Here is a 16,480-nt window from a genome sequence, read left to right as displayed (position 1 = left end):
ATTACGCCATTAGGGTCACGACCGTACGCACGGTTACCCGTTCGATGTCGCACGCCCTTACGAGGAGACCTCATGACCAGGCCCTTCCGTTTCGGAGTGAACATGGTGACGCCCGCGTCGGGCGCCGACTGGAGCAAGCGCTGCGAGCGGGCCGAGGAGCTCGGGTACGACGTCATCCTGGTGCCCGACCATCTCGGCATGGTCGCCCCCTTCCCCGCCCTGGTGGCGGCGGCCGAGGCGACGGAGCGGCCCCGGCTCGGCACCTTCGTCCTCAACACCGGCTTCTGGAAACCGGCGCTGCTCGCCCGCGAGATCGCCACGACCGACGCACTCACCGATGGCCGGCTGGAGGTCGGACTCGGTGCCGGTTACGTCGCGGAGGAGCACGAGCGGGCCGGGCTCCCGTTCCCGTCACCCGGCGAACGGGTCGGCCATCTCGCCCGTACGGTCGAGGTGTTGGCGGACCTGCTGGGCGACGAGAGCCATGTGCCCCGGTCCACCCAGCGGCCCCGGCCGCCGCTGCTCATCGGCGGCAACGGTGACCGGGTCCTGCGGCTGGCCGCGGAGCACGCGGACATCGTCGCCTTCACCGGGGCGAAGGCGGAGACGGGCGCGATGACCGCGCTCTCGGCCGATGAGCTGGACGGACGCGTCGCCGCCTACCACGGTTTCGCCGCTGGCCGCGAGACCCCGGCCGAGCTGAACGTGCTGCTCCAGCTCGTGGCCGTGACGACGGACCGCGCGGCGGCGGTACGGCCCCTGCTGCCGTATCTGCCGGGCGCGACGGAGGAGGAACTGCTGAAGGTGCCGCTACTGGCCGTCGGCACGACGCGCGAGATCGCGGACCAGCTGCGGCACCAGCGCGAGCGGTACGGCTTCTCGTACCTCACGGTCCTCGACCCGTACATGGAGGCGCTCGGCCCGGTGATCGAGGAGCTGCGGGGCACCTGACGGCGCGCGGGGGCGGGGGCCGGCCGGCGGACTAGCATGGGCCGTTCGCTCAGGACATGATCATGGGACGGAGGTGACCCGATGACCGAAGTGCTCCTGCTTCTCGTGGCGGTGCTGCTCGCGCTCACCTGTGGGGCCTTCGTCGCCGCCGAGTTCTCCCTCACCACGGTCGAGCGCAGCGAACTCGAACAGGCGGTCGAGAACGGCGAGCGTGGCGCCGCGAGCGCGATGAAGGCCGTGCGCAGCCTCACCTTCCAGCTCTCCGGCGCCCAGCTGGGCATCACGGTGACCAATCTGGTCGTCGGTATGCTCGCCGAGCCGTCCGTGGCGAAGCTGATCCGCGGCCCCGTCGAGGCGATCGGCTTCTCGTCGTCCGTGGCGTCGTCGCTGGCCCTGGTCATCGGTACGGCCCTGTCGACCGTCGTCCTGATGGTCGTCGGCGAGCTCGTCCCCAAGAACTGGGCCATCTCCACACCGCTCGCGGTGGCCAAGGTGGTCGCCACGCCGCAACGGTTCTTCACCGCCGCCTTCCGCCCCTTCATCAGCCATCTCAACAACACCGCGAACCGCCTGGTGCGGCTGCTGGGCCTGGAGCCCACCGAGGAGCTGGCCTCCGCCCGGAGCCCGAAGGAACTGGTCGCCCTCGCGCGGCACTCCGCCAAGGAGGGCGCGCTGGAGGCGGACACCGCGGAGCTGTTCGTACGGACCCTCAATCTCGCCGAGCTGACCGCGGAGAACGTGATGACACCGCGCGTACAGGTCACCGCGCTCGACGTGCTCGCCACCGCCGAGGACGTCGCCAACGCCACCCGCGCCACGGGACTCTCCCGCTTCCCCGTCTACCGCGACAGCCTCGACACCGTCGTGGGGGTCGCCCACATCAAGGACGTGCTCAGGATCCCCGACGGGCGCCGCGCCCGTACGAGGGTGTCCCAGGTGCTGCGTGAGCCGCTGCTCGTACCGGAGTCGCTCACCGTGGACCGGCTGCTGGACCGGCTCTCGGGCAACCGCACCATGGCGGTCGTCATCGACGAGTACGGCGGCACCGCCGGTGTGGTGACCCTGGAGGACATCGTCGAGGAGGTCGTCGGCGAGGTGCGCGACGAGCACGACCCGCACGAGACGTCGGACCTGGCCCGCGCCGGGGAGGACGCCGACGGCCGCGAACTGTGGTCGGCCGACGGCGCCGCGCGCTTCGACCAGCTGTGGGACATCGGGCTGCGGGTGCCCGAAGGGCCGTACGAGACGCTGGCCGGGCTCGTCGCGACCGAACTCGGACGGATTCCCGTCGAGGGCGACCGCGTGGAGCTCGGCGGCTGGCGCATCGACGTGGTCGACGCGTCGGGGCGGCGCGCCGCCCGCGTCCTGCTGCACGCGCCGCTCCACCGGCCCGGCGACGACGACGAAGGGACCGAGGACCACGGCGGGAGGGCGGGACGGTGACCGCGATCCAGTTGCTCGTCGGCCTGCTGACCCTGGTCGTCAACGCCTTCTTCGTCGGGGCCGAGTTCGCCCTCATCTCCGTACGCCGCAGCCAGATCGAGCCGGTGGCCGAGGAGGGCGACCGGCGCGCGCGCAGTGTCCTGTGGGGCCTGCGGCACGTGTCGGCGATGCTCGCCGCCGCGCAGCTCGGCATCACCCTGTGCACGCTGGTGCTGGGCATCGTCGCCGAGCCGGCCATCGCGCATCTGCTGGAGCCCGTCTTCAACGCCGTGGGCGTGCCCGACGGGGTGGTGCACCCGATCTCGTTCGTCATCGCGCTCGCGCTGGCGACGTATCTGCACATGCTGCTCGGCGAGATGGTGCCCAAGAACATCGCCCTGGCCGAACCGGTGCGTACGGCGCTGGTCCTCGGCCCGGCGCTGGTGTGGCTGTCCCGCGTACTGCGTCCGGTGATCTTCACGGTCAACGCGTTCGCCAACGGGCTGCTGAGACTCCTGCGGGTGGAGACCAGGGACGAGGTGTCGGCGACGTTCTCCGACGACGAACTGGCCCGGATGGTCACCGACTCCGGCGACGCGGGACTCCTCGACGACCGCGCCGCCGAGCGGCTGCACGACGCGCTGGAGCTGGGACGCAGGCCGGTGCGGGACGTGGTCATGCCGCTGGAGCGGGTGGTGACGGCGGAGATGGGGACCACCCCCGTGGAGCTGGAGGAGCTCGCGGCCGAGACCAGATTCTCGCGTTTCCCGGTGGTGGACGACTCCCGGCGGATCCTCGGCTATCTGCATGTGAAGGACGCCCTGGACGCGATGCCGCGCGACGAACCGTTCCCGGTCTCCGGGCTGCGGGCGATCGCCCAGGTGCGCGCGGACACCCCGATGGACGACGTCCTGACGGCGATGCGCCGCAGCCGTACGCATCTGGCCGCCGTGCAGGACGAGGAGGGCCGGCTGGAGGGGCTGGTGACGATGGAGGACGTCCTGCGGGAGCTGGTCGGACGGCACAACCAGGGGAGCTGACGCCCGTACGGCGGCGCCCGGGGCGCGCGATACGATCGGCCGCGCCATGGAGAAGAACACCACGCACACCAGTTTCGTCGCCCTCGGGGACTCGTTCACCGAGGGCATGTCCGACCTCCAGCCGGACGGCTCGTACCGCGGCTGGGCCGATCTGCTGGCCGCCCGGCTCGCCGCCCGTACGCCAGGCTTCCGGTACGCGAACCTCGCCGTACGCGGCAAGCTCATCGGCCAGATCCTCGACGAGCAGGTGGACACGGCCGTCGCGATGCGCGCGGACATGGTGACGCTGGTCGGCGGGCTGAACGACACCCTGCGGCCCAAGTACGACGCGGGGCTGGTCCTCGGCCGGCTGGAGGAGGCGGTGGAGCGTCTGACGCCGGCCTGCGGACAGCTCGTGCTGATGCGCAGCCCCGCCCGCCGGGGCCCGGTGATGGAACGGTTCCGGCCCCGGTGGGAGAAGCTCTTCGACTTCATCGACGAACTGGGCGCGCGGCACGGCGCGCTGGTGGTCGACCTGTACGGGGCGCCGGTGCTCGGCGAGCAGCGCATGTGGGACGTGGACCGGCTGCATCTGACCGCCGACGGCCACCGCAGGGTCGCCGAGGCCGTGTGGCAGGCGCTGGGCGGCGAGGCGGCGGACGACTGGCGCGCGGAGTTGGCGCCCGCACTGCCCGAAGGCTGGCTGACGCGGCGCACGGGGGACGCGCGGTTCGCGCGGCAGTATCTGGGACCGTGGATCGGCCGGCGGCTGACGGGCCGGTCGTCGGGGGACGGCAGACCGCCGAAGCGACCGGAGCTGCTGCCGTACGAGCCGCTGCCCGGCGACGCGGGCGTACGGCACGAGCAGGCGTAGGGTCCCTCGCCCGGGGACGCGGCTCGGACCTGCGCAGACCGCAAAGTAGACTCCGTCCACGTGACTGCTGCGTCTGTGAAGCCCCGTATCCCCAATGTCCTCGCCGGCCGCTACGCCTCGGCGGAGCTCGCCGTGCTCTGGTCCCCCGAGCAGAAGGTGAGGCTGGAGCGGCAGCTGTGGCTGGCCGTGCTCCGGGCCCAGCGGGATCTCGGCGTCGAGGTGCCCGGGTCCGCTCTCGCCGACTACGAGCGGGTGATCGACCAGGTCGATCTGGCGTCGATCGCCGAGCGCGAGAAGGTCACCCGCCACGACGTGAAGGCGCGGATCGAGGAGTTCAACGCGCTCGCCGGTCATGAGCAGGTCCACAAGGGCATGACGTCGCGGGATCTGACGGAGAACGTCGAGCAGTTGCAGGTCCGGCTCTCGCTGGAGCTGATGCGCGACCGTACGGTCGCCGTGCTCGCGCGCCTGGGGAAGCTCGCCGGGGAGTACGCGGAACTGGTGATGGCGGGCCGCTCGCACAATGTCGCCGCCCAGGCGACCACTCTCGGCAAGCGCTTCGCGACGGCCGCCGACGAGCTGCTCGTCGCGTACGGCCGTCTTGAGGACCTGCTCGCCCGCTACCCGCTGCGCGGTATCAAGGGCCCGGTCGGCACGGCGCAGGACATGCTCGACCTGCTCGGCGGTGACACGGCGAAGCTCGCTGACCTGGAGGGCCGGATCGCGCGGCATCTGGGCTTCGGCCACGCCTTCACCTCGGTCGGCCAGGTGTACCCGCGCTCGCTGGACTACGACGTGGTGACCGCGCTGGTGCAACTGGCCGCCGGCCCCTCGTCGGTGGCGAAGACGATCCGGCTGATGGCCGGGCACGAGCTGGTCACCGAGGGCTTCAAGCCGGGCCAGGTCGGCTCGTCGGCGATGCCGCACAAGATGAACACCCGCTCCTGCGAGCGCGTCAACGGGCTGATGGTGATCCTGCGCGGCTACGCGTCGATGACGGGCGAGCTGGCGGGCGACCAGTGGAACGAGGGCGACGTGTCGTGCTCCGTCGTACGCCGGGTGGCACTGCCGGACGCGTTCTTCGCGTTCGACGGGCTGCTGGAGACGTTCCTGACGGTCCTCGACGAGTTCGGCGCGTTCCCGGCCGTCGTCGCCCGTGAGCTGGACCGCTATCTGCCGTTCCTCGCGACGACGAAGGTGCTGATGGCCGCCGTACGCGCGGGGGTGGGCCGGGAGGCCGCGCACGAGGTCATCAAGGAGCACGCCGTCGCATCGGCGCTGGCGATGCGCGAGCGGGGCGCGGAGCGCAACGAACTGCTGGACAAGCTCGCGGCCGACGAGCGGATCCCGCTGGACCGGGGGCAGTTGGACGCGCTGATGGCCGACAAGCTCTCGTTCACCGGTGCGGCAGGCGACCAGGTCGCCGCAGTGGCCGCGCGGATCGAGGAGATCGTGAAGCGCCACCCGGACGCCGCCGGATACACGCCCGGGTCGATCCTCTGAAGCCGGAAGAGCTGGCTGCCGCCCGCGACCGCGTCATCCCCGACGTGGCCGCGGCCGGTCTGGGCGTGCTCTTCTGCGGTATCAACCCCGGCCTGATGTCGGCGGCGACGGGCCACCACTTCGCCCGTCCCGGCAACCGCTTCTGGCCGGTACTGCACCTGTCGGGCTTCACCCCGCGTCGGCTGGCACCGTCCGAGCAGGACGAGCTGCTCGACTACGGCCTCGGCATCACCAACGTGGTGGCACGGGCGACGGCGCGGGCGGACGAGCTGACCGACGACGAGTTCCGCGAGGGCGGCCGGCGCCTGGTGGCGAAGACGGAGCGGCTGCGCCCCCGCTGGCTGGCGGTCGTCGGCATCACCGCGTACCGCACGGCCTTCGGTGACCGTCGCGCGGTGATCGGCCCGCAGACACGGACGATAGGCACGACCCGTATCTGGGCCCTGCCCAACCCGAGCGGCCTGAACGCGCACTGGACGGCGGAGACGATGGCTCGGGAGTTCAGCAGACTGCGCGTCGCGGCGGAGCTGCCTGACCGGGCGGGCGGGACCGGGCCGTCCGGCGGCTGAGGGCCCCTCGTAGAGCAGCCCGGTGGAACCTCGCGATACGCGCCAGGACGGCCTGTTTCGCGTCCGCGAAAGCCGCGTTCCGGCATGGTCCGGATGCCTTTCAGTCGTTCGTTAGCCGCCTCGGCGACCACCGAGTACCATCCGGCAGACACGCGCACGAGCTGGGAGGACATACCGTGGGGCGGCTGACCGGCGGGGACCCCTCCTTGTTGCGGCGGATCAACTCCGCCGTGGTCCTGCACGCCCTGCGAGGGGCCGACTTTCCCACCTTCACCGATCTCACCCGGATCACCGGTCTGTCGCGTCCGACGGTGGAAGGTGTCGTCGAAGGGCTGATGGAACTCGGTCTGGTCGTGGAGTCGGCGCCCGGCGAGGGTGAGGCCCGCAGACAGGGCCGGCCGGCGCGCAGGTTCCGGTTCCGGGCCGAGGCCGGGCATCTGCTGGGCATAGAGATCGGGCCCCACCGGGTCGCCGCGCTGCTGTCGGGTCTCGACGGCCGGATCATCGGCGCCAGTTCGCGCGAGGCCACCGAGACCGCGTCGGCGGACGAGCGGCTGGACCGGGTGCGGGTCGTCGTCGCGGATGTGCTGCGCCGCGCGGGGGTGGCGCGCAGTTCGCTGCGGGCCGTCGGGGTCGGCTCCCCCGGGATCGTGGAGGCCGACGGGACGGTACGGCTCGGGACGGCGCTGCCCGAGTGGACGGGCCTGGCGCTCGGCGAGCGGCTTCGGCGTTCGTTCCGCTGTCCGGTGCTGGTGGAGAACGACGCCAACGCGGCGGCCGTGGCCGAGCACTGGAAGGGCGCGGCCACCGAGTCGGACGACATCGTGTTCGTCCTGGCGGGTCTCAGCCCGGGGGCCGGCTCGCTGATCGGCGGCCGGCTGCACCGCGGCTTCGGTGGCGCGGCCGGTGAGATCGGGGCGCTGCATCTGCTTGGCCGCGACGTGACGCCGGAGAAGCTGCTGTCGACGACCGACGAGCCGCTGCATCCGCTCGACGAGCGGGCGGTGGCCCGGGTGTTCGCCCTGGCGAAGCAGGGGGACACCGGGGCGGAGCAGGCGATGGAGCGGTTCATCCAGCGGCTGGTGCACGACGTGGCCGCGCTGGTGCTGGCGCTCGACCCCGAGTTGGTGGTCATCGGCGGCTGGGCGGCCGGGCTCGACGGCGTACTCGACCCGCTGCGCGACGAGTTGTCCCGGTACTGTCTGCGCCCGCCGAAGGTGACCCTGTCGTTGCTCGGCGAGGCCGCGGTGGCAACCGGCGCGCTGCGCCTGGCACTTGACCATGCCGAGGAGGAACTCTTCGCCGTCGAGGGGACGGTGACGGCCCGCCGCTGAGACACGCGACGGGCCGTGGGTGGGGAGGAGCGCCCGGGTCAGGAGGCCTTGCGCTCGTCGGTGTGGTGGCTTATCTCCACGTCGCCGGTGTCCCCGAAGGTGAGCCGGCAGGTGTCCGCGCGGTAGGTCGCGACCGAGACCGCGGCGGTACGCCCTCCGGCGAGATAGCGGGTGGTCACGACGAGGACGGGCGCGCCGGGCAGCCGGTCGAGCTCCTTGGCGTCGTCCACCCGGGCCGAGCCCAGTTCCACGGCGCGGTCCTGGCCCTCCATGCCGAGCCGCTGAAGCTCACGCAGCACGCTGCGCGCGCGGGCGGGGCCCGAGGGAATGTCTATGGCGGGCAGTTCGGGCACCGACGCCGACGGCACGTACAACAGCTCCGCCGCCACGGTCTGTCCGCGCGTCACGCGCGTCCTGCGGACCGTGTGGACCTCGTCGGCCGTGTCCGACCCGAGCATCTTGGCCACGGCGGCGGGCGGTACGGCGGAGACCGAGTCGACGGGCTGCCACGCGTCCGGGTCGGCGCCCGGCCACTCCTGCTGGGTGGTCGACACGTCGACACCCATACGCGGCGGCGCGACGGTCGTGCCCACGCCGCGGCGGCGCTGCAACCGGCCTTCGAGTTCGAGCTGTTCGAGTGCCTGACGGAGCGTGGCGCGCGCGACGCCGAAGCGCGCGGCGAGATCACGCTCGTTGGGCAGGACCTCCCCGACCGAGAAGTCGGTGTCAAGCGCCTCGCCCAGCACGGTCTTGAGGTGCCAGTACTTCGGTTCCGGCACCGTTTCGAGCTGCGTGGTCCCCACCGTGATCCTCCGCAATCGCCGTGTCCCCGGCGGCTTTTCCATGCACTTGTTTATTAAAGGTTCCTGCACTAACTCTCCGAGAGTAGGACGGCCGACCGTCTTGGTCAAGACCAATCCTGCGGCCACTGCCCGACAGGATCGCACTGTGCCACAGATCGTTCACGCAGAGTTCGCAGCTTTGGCGTAAACCGACGGCATCAGCGGTCGCGAGGGCCGGGCGGGTTGTTCACCCGGGGTTCGTGTACCGGCCGTCGCCGGGCGCTACGTATGGCACGTCGCACCAGCAGCCCGCACCGACTCCGCCGCAGGAGGCACATCGATGACGAACAGCCCCCGGAATTCCGCCACGGACCGCCGCACCGTACTGCGCGGATCCCTCGGCGCCTCCGCCGCACTCGCCCTTCCGACGACTGCCGCCGCCGCCATGGCCGGGACCGTCGCGGGCGCCGCACCCGCCCAGGCGCTCTCCGGCCGGCCGAGCGCCGACTGGGGAGTCCAGGTGGGCGACGTCACCTCGTCCTCCGGTCTGGTGTGGGTCCGTTCCGACCGGCCGGCGCGGATGGTGGTGGAGACCTCGGCGACCGGGTCCTTCCGCAACGCCCGCACCTGGCACGGCCCGGTCATCGGAGCCGGCAGCGACTTCACGGGGACGACGCCGCTGCGCGGGCTGCCCGCCGGTGAGCAGGTGCACTACCGGGTGACGCTCGCCGACCCCGACAACCCGCGGCGTACGGGCGAGCCGGTGTACGGCACGTTCCGTACGGCTCCGGCGCGGCGCCGGCAGGGTGTGCGCTTCCTGTGGTCGGGCGACATCGCCGGCCAGGGCTGGGGCATCAACCCGGACATCGGCGGCTACACCGCGTACGAGGACATGCGCCGGCTCGACCCGGACTTCTTCCTGTGCAGCGGCGACACCGTCTACGCGGACGGGCCGCTGGAGCCGTCGGTGACGCTGCCGGACGGGCGGATCTGGCGCAACGTCGTCACCGAGGAGAAGTCGAAGGTCGCCGAGACGCTGAACGAGTACCGGGGGCAGTTCCGTTACAACCTGCTCGACCGGAACGTCCGCCGGTTCAACGCCCAGGTGCCGACGATCGTGCAGTGGGACGACCACGAGGTGCGCAACAACTGGTACCCGGGGCAGATCCTGGACGACGTCCGCTATCAGGAGAAGGACGTCGACGTGCTGGCGGCGCGCTCGTTCCAGGCGTTCGGCGAGTACTTCCCCGTGAGCACGCTCCACGCGCGCGGCGAGGACCGGCGGGTGCACCGGGCGGTGCGGTACGGGCCGCTGCTCGACGTGTTCGTACTGGACATGCGCTCGTTCCGGAACGCCAACTCCCCCGGCCGGCAGACCGACGACACCACGGGCATTCTCGGCGCCGAGCAACTCGAATGGCTGAAGCGCGAGTTGTCGCGTTCGCGCGCGGTGTGGAAGGTGATCGCCGCCGACATGCCGATCGGTCTCGTCGTACCGGACGGCACGGCGAACATCGAGGCCGTCGCGCAGGGTGACCCGGGCGCGCCGCTGGGGCGTGAGCTCCAGATCGCCGATCTGCTGCGGTTCGTCAAGCACCGCCGGATCACCGGCACGGTGTGGCTGACGGCGGACGTGCACTACACGTCGGCGCAGCACTACGAGCCGGAGAAGGCGGCCTTCAAGGACTTCGCGCCGTTCTGGGAGTTCGTGTCGGGCCCGCTGGCGGCCGGTGGTTTCCAGGCGAACGCGCTGGACTCGACCTTCGGGCCGAACCGCGTCTTCGTACAGGCCCCGGACCGGGCGAACGTCTCGCCGATGGAGTCGTCGCAGTACTTCGGCGAGGTCGACATCGACGGCGGCAGCGGTGAGTTGACGGTGCGGCTGCGGGCCCAGGGGAACAAGGTCCTGTTCAGCAAGGTCCTGAAGCCGGGCCGGGTCGGCCAGTAGGGCCGTCTGCGGCGGAAGCGCGGGTACCGAGAGGTGCCCGCGCGTCCGCGAGCAGGTAGCCTCACCGGTGTGGACAGGGGGACGGTCAACTCGCGCCATAAATCGGCCAAAAGTAGTTGATGAGGGAACAGAAGCATCTTTTACCCATCAGTCACAGTACGTTCGTGATCGCGCAACACCGTTGGGTCACAGTGAGTTCATGACCGATGTGACTCCATCGAAGAGTGCCCGCCGCCCCCACCACTGGCGCCGGGATCTCGTCGAACTGGCCGCCCTGTTCACGGCGGTCGCGGTCGCCGACGCTGTCGCGAACATGATCGCGCACGGGCCGGACGGACCCGTTCTGCTGGTCGCATCGGCGATCGCCCTGGTCGGTACGGCCGGATTCCACACCTGGTGGTCGAGACGCCACGGCGAACACAACCAGCACAGCCACGTCGCACCGGCCGAGACACCGTCGGCCGGCGCGTCACCGGCCGACGCCGACACCGCCACCACACTCTGGCGGATGCGCGCCACCGTACGCGACGCCCCCGGTTCACTGGCCGCGCTCTGCACGGTCCTCGCCCGCCGCCGGGTGGACATCCTGAACCTCCAGACCCACCCGCTGGCCGCCGGCACCGTGGACGAGTTCTTGCTGCGCGCGCCCGCCTCGCTGCCCGCGCGCCGGCTCACCGACGAGATCTCTCGCGCGGGCGGCAGCGACATCTGGATCGAGCGCGCCGACGCGCACGAGCTCGTCGACGCCCCCACCCGGGTGCTCGGCCTCGCCACCCGTACGGCCCTGGACGCCGCCGAACTGCCCCTCGCCCTACGCCAGTTGCTGGGCCGCTGCACGATCCACTCACTTCCCGCCCTCTCCCCCACCGGCCGCCCGACCGGCGAGTACGCCCCCGTCGACGGCATTCTGGACGGCACCACGATGCGGATGCGCGACCCGAACGGCGGCGTGATCAGCGTCGAGCGCCACCACCTTCCGTTCACCCCGACCGAGTTCGCCAGGGCCCGCGCCCTGGTCGAGCTCGACGCGCGCCTCGGCCCGCGCGTCCCGCGCGGCCGGGACGTCCTGACGCTGCCCGCGGGCAACGCGATCACCGTGCGCCGCGCCGACCAGAGCGACGTCGACGCCGCGTCGGCGATGCACGGGCGCTGCTCGGAGCACACCCTGGGCCTGCGCTACCACGGTCCAGTCGACGACGCCGACCGCTATCTCGACCATCTGCTGAGCCCCCGCCACGGGCGGACGCTCAAGGTCCAGACGGCGTCCGGCCGCCTCGTCGCGCTCGGCCATCTGCTGTGGGACGGCGACGAGACCGAGGTCGCGCTGATCGTGGAGGACGCCTGGCAGCGGCGCGGTATCGGCTCCGAACTGCTCGGCCGGCTCGTCGCGCTCGCCGTCGAGACGGGCTCCACCAGCGTGTACGCCGTCACGCAGGCGTCCAACACCGGCATGGTCGCCGCCATGCGCGGACTCGGTCTGCCGCTCGACTACCAGATAGAGGGCGGCACGCTGGTCGTCACCGCCCGCCTGAAGGGGACGGACGAGGCACCGTACGGGACGACGGCTCAGGAGACCGCCCTGCGCGACCAGGCGCGCTGAGCGCCTCGGTCAGATCCCGCCAGAGGTCCTCGACGTCCTCCAGGCCGACCGACATCCGCAGCAGGCGGTCGCTCACCCCGGCCGACCGCCGGTCTCCCTCCGCCACGATGCGGTGGCTGATGGAGGCCGGGTGCTGGATGAGCGAGTCCACGCTGCCCAGACTCACCGCCGGGGTGATCAGCCGGACGCCCGCGACCACCTCGTGCGGGTCGCTGTACACCTCGAAGGAGACCATCGCGCCGCCGACGGCCGGGTAGTGCACACGGGCTATGCGCGGGTCGGTGGCGAGTCTGCGGGCCAGATCGGCGGCGGTGGCCGAGGCGGCCCGTACCCGTACGGGCAGGGTGGACAGACCGCGCAGCAGCAGATAGCCGGCCATCGGGTGCAGGACACCGCCGGTCGCGAACCGCACCTGGCGCAGCCCCCGCGCGAACTCCTCGTCGCACGCCACCACACCGCCGAGGACATCGCCGTGGCCCCCGAGATACTTCGTCGCGCTGTGCAGCACGAGCCGCGCCCCGTGCTCGGCGGGCCGTTGCAGGACGGGCGTCGCGAACGTGTTGTCGACCAGCAGCGGAATCGAGCCGCAGTCGTGGGCGACGGCGGCGATGTCGACCTCCGCGAGGGTCGGGTTCGCGGGGGTCTCGACCATCACCAGACCGGTGTCCGGGCGGATCGCGTCGGCGATGCCCGCCGGGTCGGTCCAGGTGACCTCCGTACCGAGGAGCCCGGCGGTCAGCAGATGGTCGCTGCATCCGTACAGAGGACGCACCGCGACGACATGGCGCAGCCCCCCGCCCGACCGTACGAGGAGGACGGCCGTCAGCGCCGCCATACCGCTGGCGAAGGCCACCGCGCTCTCGGTGCCCTCCAGCCGTGCGAGCGCCGACTCGAACCTGGCGGTCGTCGGGTTGTCCAGGCGCGCGTAGACGGGCGGTCCCTCGGGCCGGGCGCCGGTGGCGGCGAACTCGTCTATTCGCGCGGCCTCGTCACGGGTGTCGTACGAGGGGTAGGTCGTGGAGAGATCGATCGGCGCGGCGTGCACTCCGCGCCGTGCGAGGTCCTCGCGCCCGGCGTGCACGGCCTCGGTCGCGAGCGCGCGGGGAAGGGTCCGGGGGGACGTTCCGGCAAGGGGGACGGCTACGGGGTCGGCCGTGCCGTCGGCGTCCATATCCATGGGGTCCATGGACACACTCTGAACATCCGGCGGGAATCACCGGGAATTCTCCGTGCTACGTTCGCCGGATGAGCGAGTCGGTCGTACTTGACCCGGTCGATCTGCACATTCTTCGGCTGTTGCAGAACGACGCACGGACCACCTACCGGGAGATCGCCGCCGAGGTCGGAGTGGCCGCGTCGACCTGTCTGGACCGGGTGGCGCGGCTGCGGCGGTCGGGGGTGATCCTGGGACACCAACTGCGCCTCGATCCGGCCAAACTCGGCCGCGGGCTCCAGGCGCTGCTGTCCGTGCAGGTCCGGCCGCACCGCCGTGAGCTGATCAAACCGTTCGTGGAACGGATTCGCGGCCTGCCCGAGTCCCGCGCGCTCTTCCATCTGACGGGGCCCGACGACTATCTGGTCCATGTGGCGGTGGCGGACACCGCCGATCTCCAGCGGCTCGTGGTGGACGAGTTCACCTCACGGCCCGAAGTGGCCCGGGTGGAGACGCGATTGGTCTTCCAGCAATGGGACTGTGGTCCCCTTATGCCCCCTTCATCAGCCAATCCGCCGGCGACGCGGTCCTGAAGTGGGGTGACGCGCGGTCCTCGCTCGGAGAGGATGTGGCCCATGCCAGACACTTCCAGCAGCGCGCTGCCCCGCCAGGTCGCCGACGCCTATGTCGACGCACTCATCGAACTCGATCCGATCACCGGTACCTTCCTGGGCGTCGCGGCGAGTTCGAGCCGCCTTCCCGATTACTCACCGGCCGGAGCGCGGGCGCTCGCCGAACTCGCGCGCGAGACCCTCGCCGAACTCGACATCGCAACGAAGCTGCCCGGGGCCGACAGCGACCAGGAACGCCGCTGTGCCAGGCTGCTCCGGGAACGGCTGACCGCCGAACTCGCCGTCCACGACGCCGATGAGCACCTGCGCGCCGTCAGCAACATCCACTCCCCGGCCCATCACATCCGCGAGATCTTCACCGTGACGCCGACCGGGACGGAGGAGGACTGGGCGGCTGTGGCCCAGCGCCTGCGCGCCGTACCGGCCGCGCTGGACGGGTTCCGGGAGTCGCTGGCCCTCGGCCTGGAGCGGAAGCTGCTGGGCGGGCCCCGGCCTACCGCGACGTTCATCGGCCAGCTCACGGAGTGGGCGGGCGACGGCCGGGGCTGGTTCGAGGAGTTCGCGTCGGCCGGGCCCGACTCGCTGCGTACGGAGCTGGACGCCGCGGCGGTCGCCGCCACCGGCGCCGTCGCCGAACTGCGCGACTGGATGCGCGATGTGTACGCGCCCGCCGTCGAGTCCGCGCCCGACACCGTGGGCCGTGAGCGCTACGCCCGCTGGTCGCGGTATTTCAACGGCACGGACCTCGACCTCGACGAGGCGTACGCCTACGGCTGGTCCGAATACCACCGGCTGTACGCGGAGATGACCACCGAGGCCGCCAAGATCCTGCCCGGCGCGTCCCCCTGGGAGGCGCTGGCCCATCTCGACGAGCACGGGAAGCACATCGAGGGGGTGGAGGAGGTACGCGAGTGGCTCCAGTCCCTGATGGACGAGGCCATCGAGGCGCTGGACGGCACGCACTTCGAACTCGCCGACCGGGTACGGAAGGTGGAGTCCCGCATCGCCCCGCCCGGTGGTGCGGCGGCGCCGTACTACACGGGCCCCTCGGAGGACTTCTCCCGTCCCGGCACCACCTGGCTGCCGACGATGGGTGAGACGCGGTTCCCGGTGTACGACCTGGTCTCGACCTGGTACCACGAGGGCGTCCCCGGCCATCACCTCCAGATCGCGCAGTGGACCCATGTCGCCGACCAGCTCTCCCGCTACCAGGCGTCCGTGGGCGGTGTCAGCGCGAACGCCGAGGGCTGGGCGCTGTACGCGGAGCGGCTGATGGACGAGCTGGGCTTCCTGCCGGACGCGGAGCGCAGGCTCGGCTATCTCGACGCGCAGATGATGCGTGCCTGCCGGGTCATCGTGGACATCGGCATGCATCTGGAGCTGGAGATCCCGGAGGACTCGCCGTTCCACCCCGGTGAGCGCTGGACGCCCGCTCTGGCCCAGGAGTTCTTCGGTATGCACAGCGGCAGGCCCGCGGAGTTCGTGGAGAGCGAGCTGACCCGCTATCTGTCGATGCCCGCCCAGGCGATCGGCTACAAGCTGGGTGAGCGGGCGTGGCTGCTGGGCCGCGCGAACGCGCGCGAGCGGCACGGTGACGCGTTCGACGCGAAGGCGTGGCACATGGCGGCGCTGTCGCAGGGGTCGCTGGGGCTGGACGATCTGGTGGACGAGCTGTCCAAGCTGTGAGCTGTGGCGCCCGGCGTCACGGCGCCGGGCGCCCCCCCGTACCTAAGGCCTGTCTTCCGGGAGCGGTCGTGGCAGGTCCGCGGGGCGCTCCCGCGGCCAGGCTCCGCCGGGTACGGGCTTGAAGTGCTCGCCGCTCAGCAGGAAGCCGCCCTCCGAGTTGATGACCTGGCCCGTGATCCACGCCGCCTCGTCCGTGGCGAGCCAGGCGATCAGCCGCGCCGGGTCGTCGGGCATCCCCCACCGTCCGGCCGGGAACATCCCGGCGATCCGGTCGTACGCCTCGCCGGTGAGGTAATCCGTGTCCACGGGGCCGGGGTTGACCGTGTTGACCGTGATCCCGGCGTGGCCGAGCGACGCGGCCAGAGTGTGGGTCGCCGAGGCGAGGGCCCCCTTGGACAGGCTGTAGGCGATCTCCCCCGGCATGCCGCCCCGCAGGTTCTGCCCGGAGGTCATCATCACGACGCGGCTGCCGTGCCGGATCCGTACCGGATGGGCGACGCGCGCCTTGGCGTACTCCTGGACGAGTTGGATGACTGAGCGGGTGTTGGTCGCCCAGTGGGCGTCGAGCATGGCCGCGTCGATCTCCCAGAGGGTGCCGTCCGAGCCGCTGCGGGCGTGGTTGGCCACCAGGATGTCGACCACTCCGCCGAGCGCCTCACGCGCCGCCCCGAAGACCTTCGCGGGACCCTCGGGGTCGGACAGGTCACCGGGCCCGTGCTCCACGACCGCGCCCGGATACCCGAGGGCTTCTCGCACCCCGGCGGCGACGCCTTCGGGACCGTCCGGGTCCGCTCCCCAGGGCTTCGTCCCGTCGTGCGGCACATGGTGGTGGAGGTAGACGCTCGCGCCGTACGCGGCGAGCCGCCGTGCGACGGCGTACCCGATGCCGGAGCGACGGCTCGCGCCCGTGACAAGGGCGGTACGGCCCCGCAGGGGCATGTGCTCACGGCGGAGTGATTCGGCGGCGGGGTGGGGAAGTTGAGGCATGGTCACCCATCATGGTCGGC

Annotated in this window: 14 protein-coding genes; 11 read left to right on the top strand and 3 right to left on the bottom strand. The window is 71.6% G+C overall.

Annotated elements, in window-relative coordinates:
• The first annotated feature begins 72 nt into the window (after window positions 1–72).
• The 7 genes from ACFWV8_RS29315 (at window position 73) to ACFWV8_RS29285 (ending at window position 7,672) form a co-directional block, all read left to right on the top strand.
• Complete coding sequence (locus ACFWV8_RS29315; RefSeq protein ID WP_384210432.1) at window positions 73–951, top strand: LLM class F420-dependent oxidoreductase; 879 nt, start codon at window positions 73–75, stop codon at window positions 949–951.
• Window positions 952–1,032: 81 nt separating this feature from the next.
• Window positions 1,033–2,394 (top strand): hemolysin family protein, encoded by a 1,362-nt coding sequence (locus ACFWV8_RS29310; RefSeq protein WP_384210429.1) that lies wholly within the window; start codon window positions 1,033–1,035, stop codon window positions 2,392–2,394.
• On the top strand, window positions 2,391–3,413 hold the full coding sequence (locus tag ACFWV8_RS29305; RefSeq protein WP_384210426.1) for a hemolysin family protein: 1,023 nt from the start codon (window positions 2,391–2,393) through the stop codon (window positions 3,411–3,413). The genes ACFWV8_RS29310 and ACFWV8_RS29305 overlap by 4 nt, the downstream gene beginning before the upstream one ends.
• A gap of 46 nt (window positions 3,414–3,459) precedes the next feature.
• On the top strand, window positions 3,460–4,266 hold the full coding sequence (locus ACFWV8_RS29300; RefSeq protein ID WP_384210424.1) for an SGNH/GDSL hydrolase family protein: 807 nt from the start codon (window positions 3,460–3,462) through the stop codon (window positions 4,264–4,266).
• A gap of 60 nt (window positions 4,267–4,326) precedes the next feature.
• A complete protein-coding gene (gene purB / locus ACFWV8_RS29295; protein ID WP_384210421.1) occupies window positions 4,327–5,769 on the top strand; it encodes an adenylosuccinate lyase in 1,443 nt (480 codons plus the stop codon).
• Complete coding sequence (mug, locus tag ACFWV8_RS29290) at window positions 5,766–6,338, top strand: G/U mismatch-specific DNA glycosylase (protein ID WP_384210519.1); 573 nt, start codon at window positions 5,766–5,768, stop codon at window positions 6,336–6,338. The genes purB and mug overlap by 4 nt, the downstream gene beginning before the upstream one ends.
• 176 nt (window positions 6,339–6,514) lie before the next feature.
• The gene (locus ACFWV8_RS29285) at window positions 6,515–7,672 is read left to right on the top strand and encodes an ROK family transcriptional regulator (protein WP_384210418.1); all 1,158 of its coding nucleotides are present in this window, start codon (window positions 6,515–6,517) and stop codon (window positions 7,670–7,672) included.
• 38 nt (window positions 7,673–7,710) lie between these two features.
• Here ACFWV8_RS29285 and ACFWV8_RS29280 read toward each other — a convergent pair whose 3' ends face one another.
• Window positions 7,711–8,475: a GntR family transcriptional regulator gene (locus ACFWV8_RS29280; RefSeq protein WP_384210416.1), complete on the bottom strand. Its 765-nt coding sequence runs from the start codon at window positions 8,473–8,475 to the stop codon at window positions 7,711–7,713.
• Window positions 8,476–8,794: 319 nt separating this feature from the next.
• On the opposite strand from ACFWV8_RS29280, the gene ACFWV8_RS29275 reads away from it, so the two are divergent.
• Both ACFWV8_RS29275 and ACFWV8_RS29270 read left to right on the top strand, forming a co-directional pair.
• Window positions 8,795–10,402 (top strand): alkaline phosphatase D family protein, encoded by a 1,608-nt coding sequence (locus tag ACFWV8_RS29275; protein ID WP_384210413.1) that lies wholly within the window; start codon window positions 8,795–8,797, stop codon window positions 10,400–10,402.
• Between the two features lie 208 nt (window positions 10,403–10,610).
• Window positions 10,611–12,002 (top strand): GNAT family N-acetyltransferase, encoded by a 1,392-nt coding sequence (locus tag ACFWV8_RS29270; protein WP_384210516.1) that lies wholly within the window; start codon window positions 10,611–10,613, stop codon window positions 12,000–12,002.
• Here the strand turns inward: ACFWV8_RS29270 and ACFWV8_RS29265 are convergent.
• Window positions 11,920–13,179, bottom strand: a complete 1,260-nt coding sequence (locus tag ACFWV8_RS29265; protein ID WP_384210513.1) for a trans-sulfuration enzyme family protein — start codon at window positions 13,177–13,179, stop codon at window positions 11,920–11,922. The genes ACFWV8_RS29270 and ACFWV8_RS29265 overlap by 83 nt on opposite strands.
• A 68-nt stretch (window positions 13,180–13,247) precedes the next feature.
• Between ACFWV8_RS29265 and ACFWV8_RS29260 the strand changes: the two genes are divergently transcribed.
• Together ACFWV8_RS29260 and ACFWV8_RS29255 are read left to right on the top strand one after the other, a co-directional pair.
• Complete coding sequence (locus ACFWV8_RS29260) at window positions 13,248–13,748, top strand: Lrp/AsnC family transcriptional regulator (RefSeq protein WP_329390741.1); 501 nt, start codon at window positions 13,248–13,250, stop codon at window positions 13,746–13,748.
• A gap of 42 nt (window positions 13,749–13,790) precedes the next feature.
• Window positions 13,791–15,473 (top strand): DUF885 domain-containing protein, encoded by a 1,683-nt coding sequence (locus tag ACFWV8_RS29255; protein ID WP_384210410.1) that lies wholly within the window; start codon window positions 13,791–13,793, stop codon window positions 15,471–15,473.
• Window positions 15,474–15,515: 42 nt separating this feature from the next.
• Here the strand turns inward: ACFWV8_RS29255 and ACFWV8_RS29250 are convergent, their stop codons facing one another.
• Window positions 15,516–16,460 (bottom strand): SDR family oxidoreductase, encoded by a 945-nt coding sequence (locus ACFWV8_RS29250; RefSeq protein ID WP_384210407.1) that lies wholly within the window; start codon window positions 16,458–16,460, stop codon window positions 15,516–15,518.
• Window positions 16,461–16,480 lie beyond the last annotated feature (20 nt).

Origin of the sequence: Streptomyces sp. NPDC058665 (genome assembly GCF_042714995.1) — a bacterium.
GTDB lineage: Bacteria > Actinomycetota > Actinomycetes > Streptomycetales > Streptomycetaceae > Streptomyces.
This window is presented reverse-complemented; position numbering and strand designations above follow the sequence as displayed.

What these genes read in the sequence shown, in the direction of transcription:
- ACFWV8_RS29310 (WP_384210429.1), top strand. Translation starts at nt 1,033, where the DNA reads ATGACCGAAGTGCTCCTGCTTCTCGTGGCGGTGCTGCTCGCGCTCACC.
- ACFWV8_RS29300 (WP_384210424.1), top strand. Translation starts at nt 3,460, where the DNA reads ATGGAGAAGAACACCACGCACACCAGTTTCGTCGCCCTCGGGGACTCG.
- ACFWV8_RS29315 (WP_384210432.1), top strand. Translation starts at nt 73, where the DNA reads ATGACCAGGCCCTTCCGTTTCGGAGTGAACATGGTGACGCCCGCGTCG.
- ACFWV8_RS29250 (WP_384210407.1), bottom strand. Translation starts at nt 16,460, where the DNA reads ATGCCTCAACTTCCCCACCCCGCCGCCGAATCACTCCGCCGTGAGCAC.
- ACFWV8_RS29265 (WP_384210513.1), bottom strand. Translation starts at nt 13,179, where the DNA reads ATGGATATGGACGCCGACGGCACGGCCGACCCCGTAGCCGTCCCCCTT.
- ACFWV8_RS29275 (WP_384210413.1), top strand. Translation starts at nt 8,795, where the DNA reads ATGACGAACAGCCCCCGGAATTCCGCCACGGACCGCCGCACCGTACTG.
- ACFWV8_RS29260 (WP_329390741.1), top strand. Translation starts at nt 13,248, where the DNA reads ATGAGCGAGTCGGTCGTACTTGACCCGGTCGATCTGCACATTCTTCGG.
- ACFWV8_RS29255 (WP_384210410.1), top strand. Translation starts at nt 13,791, where the DNA reads ATGCCAGACACTTCCAGCAGCGCGCTGCCCCGCCAGGTCGCCGACGCC.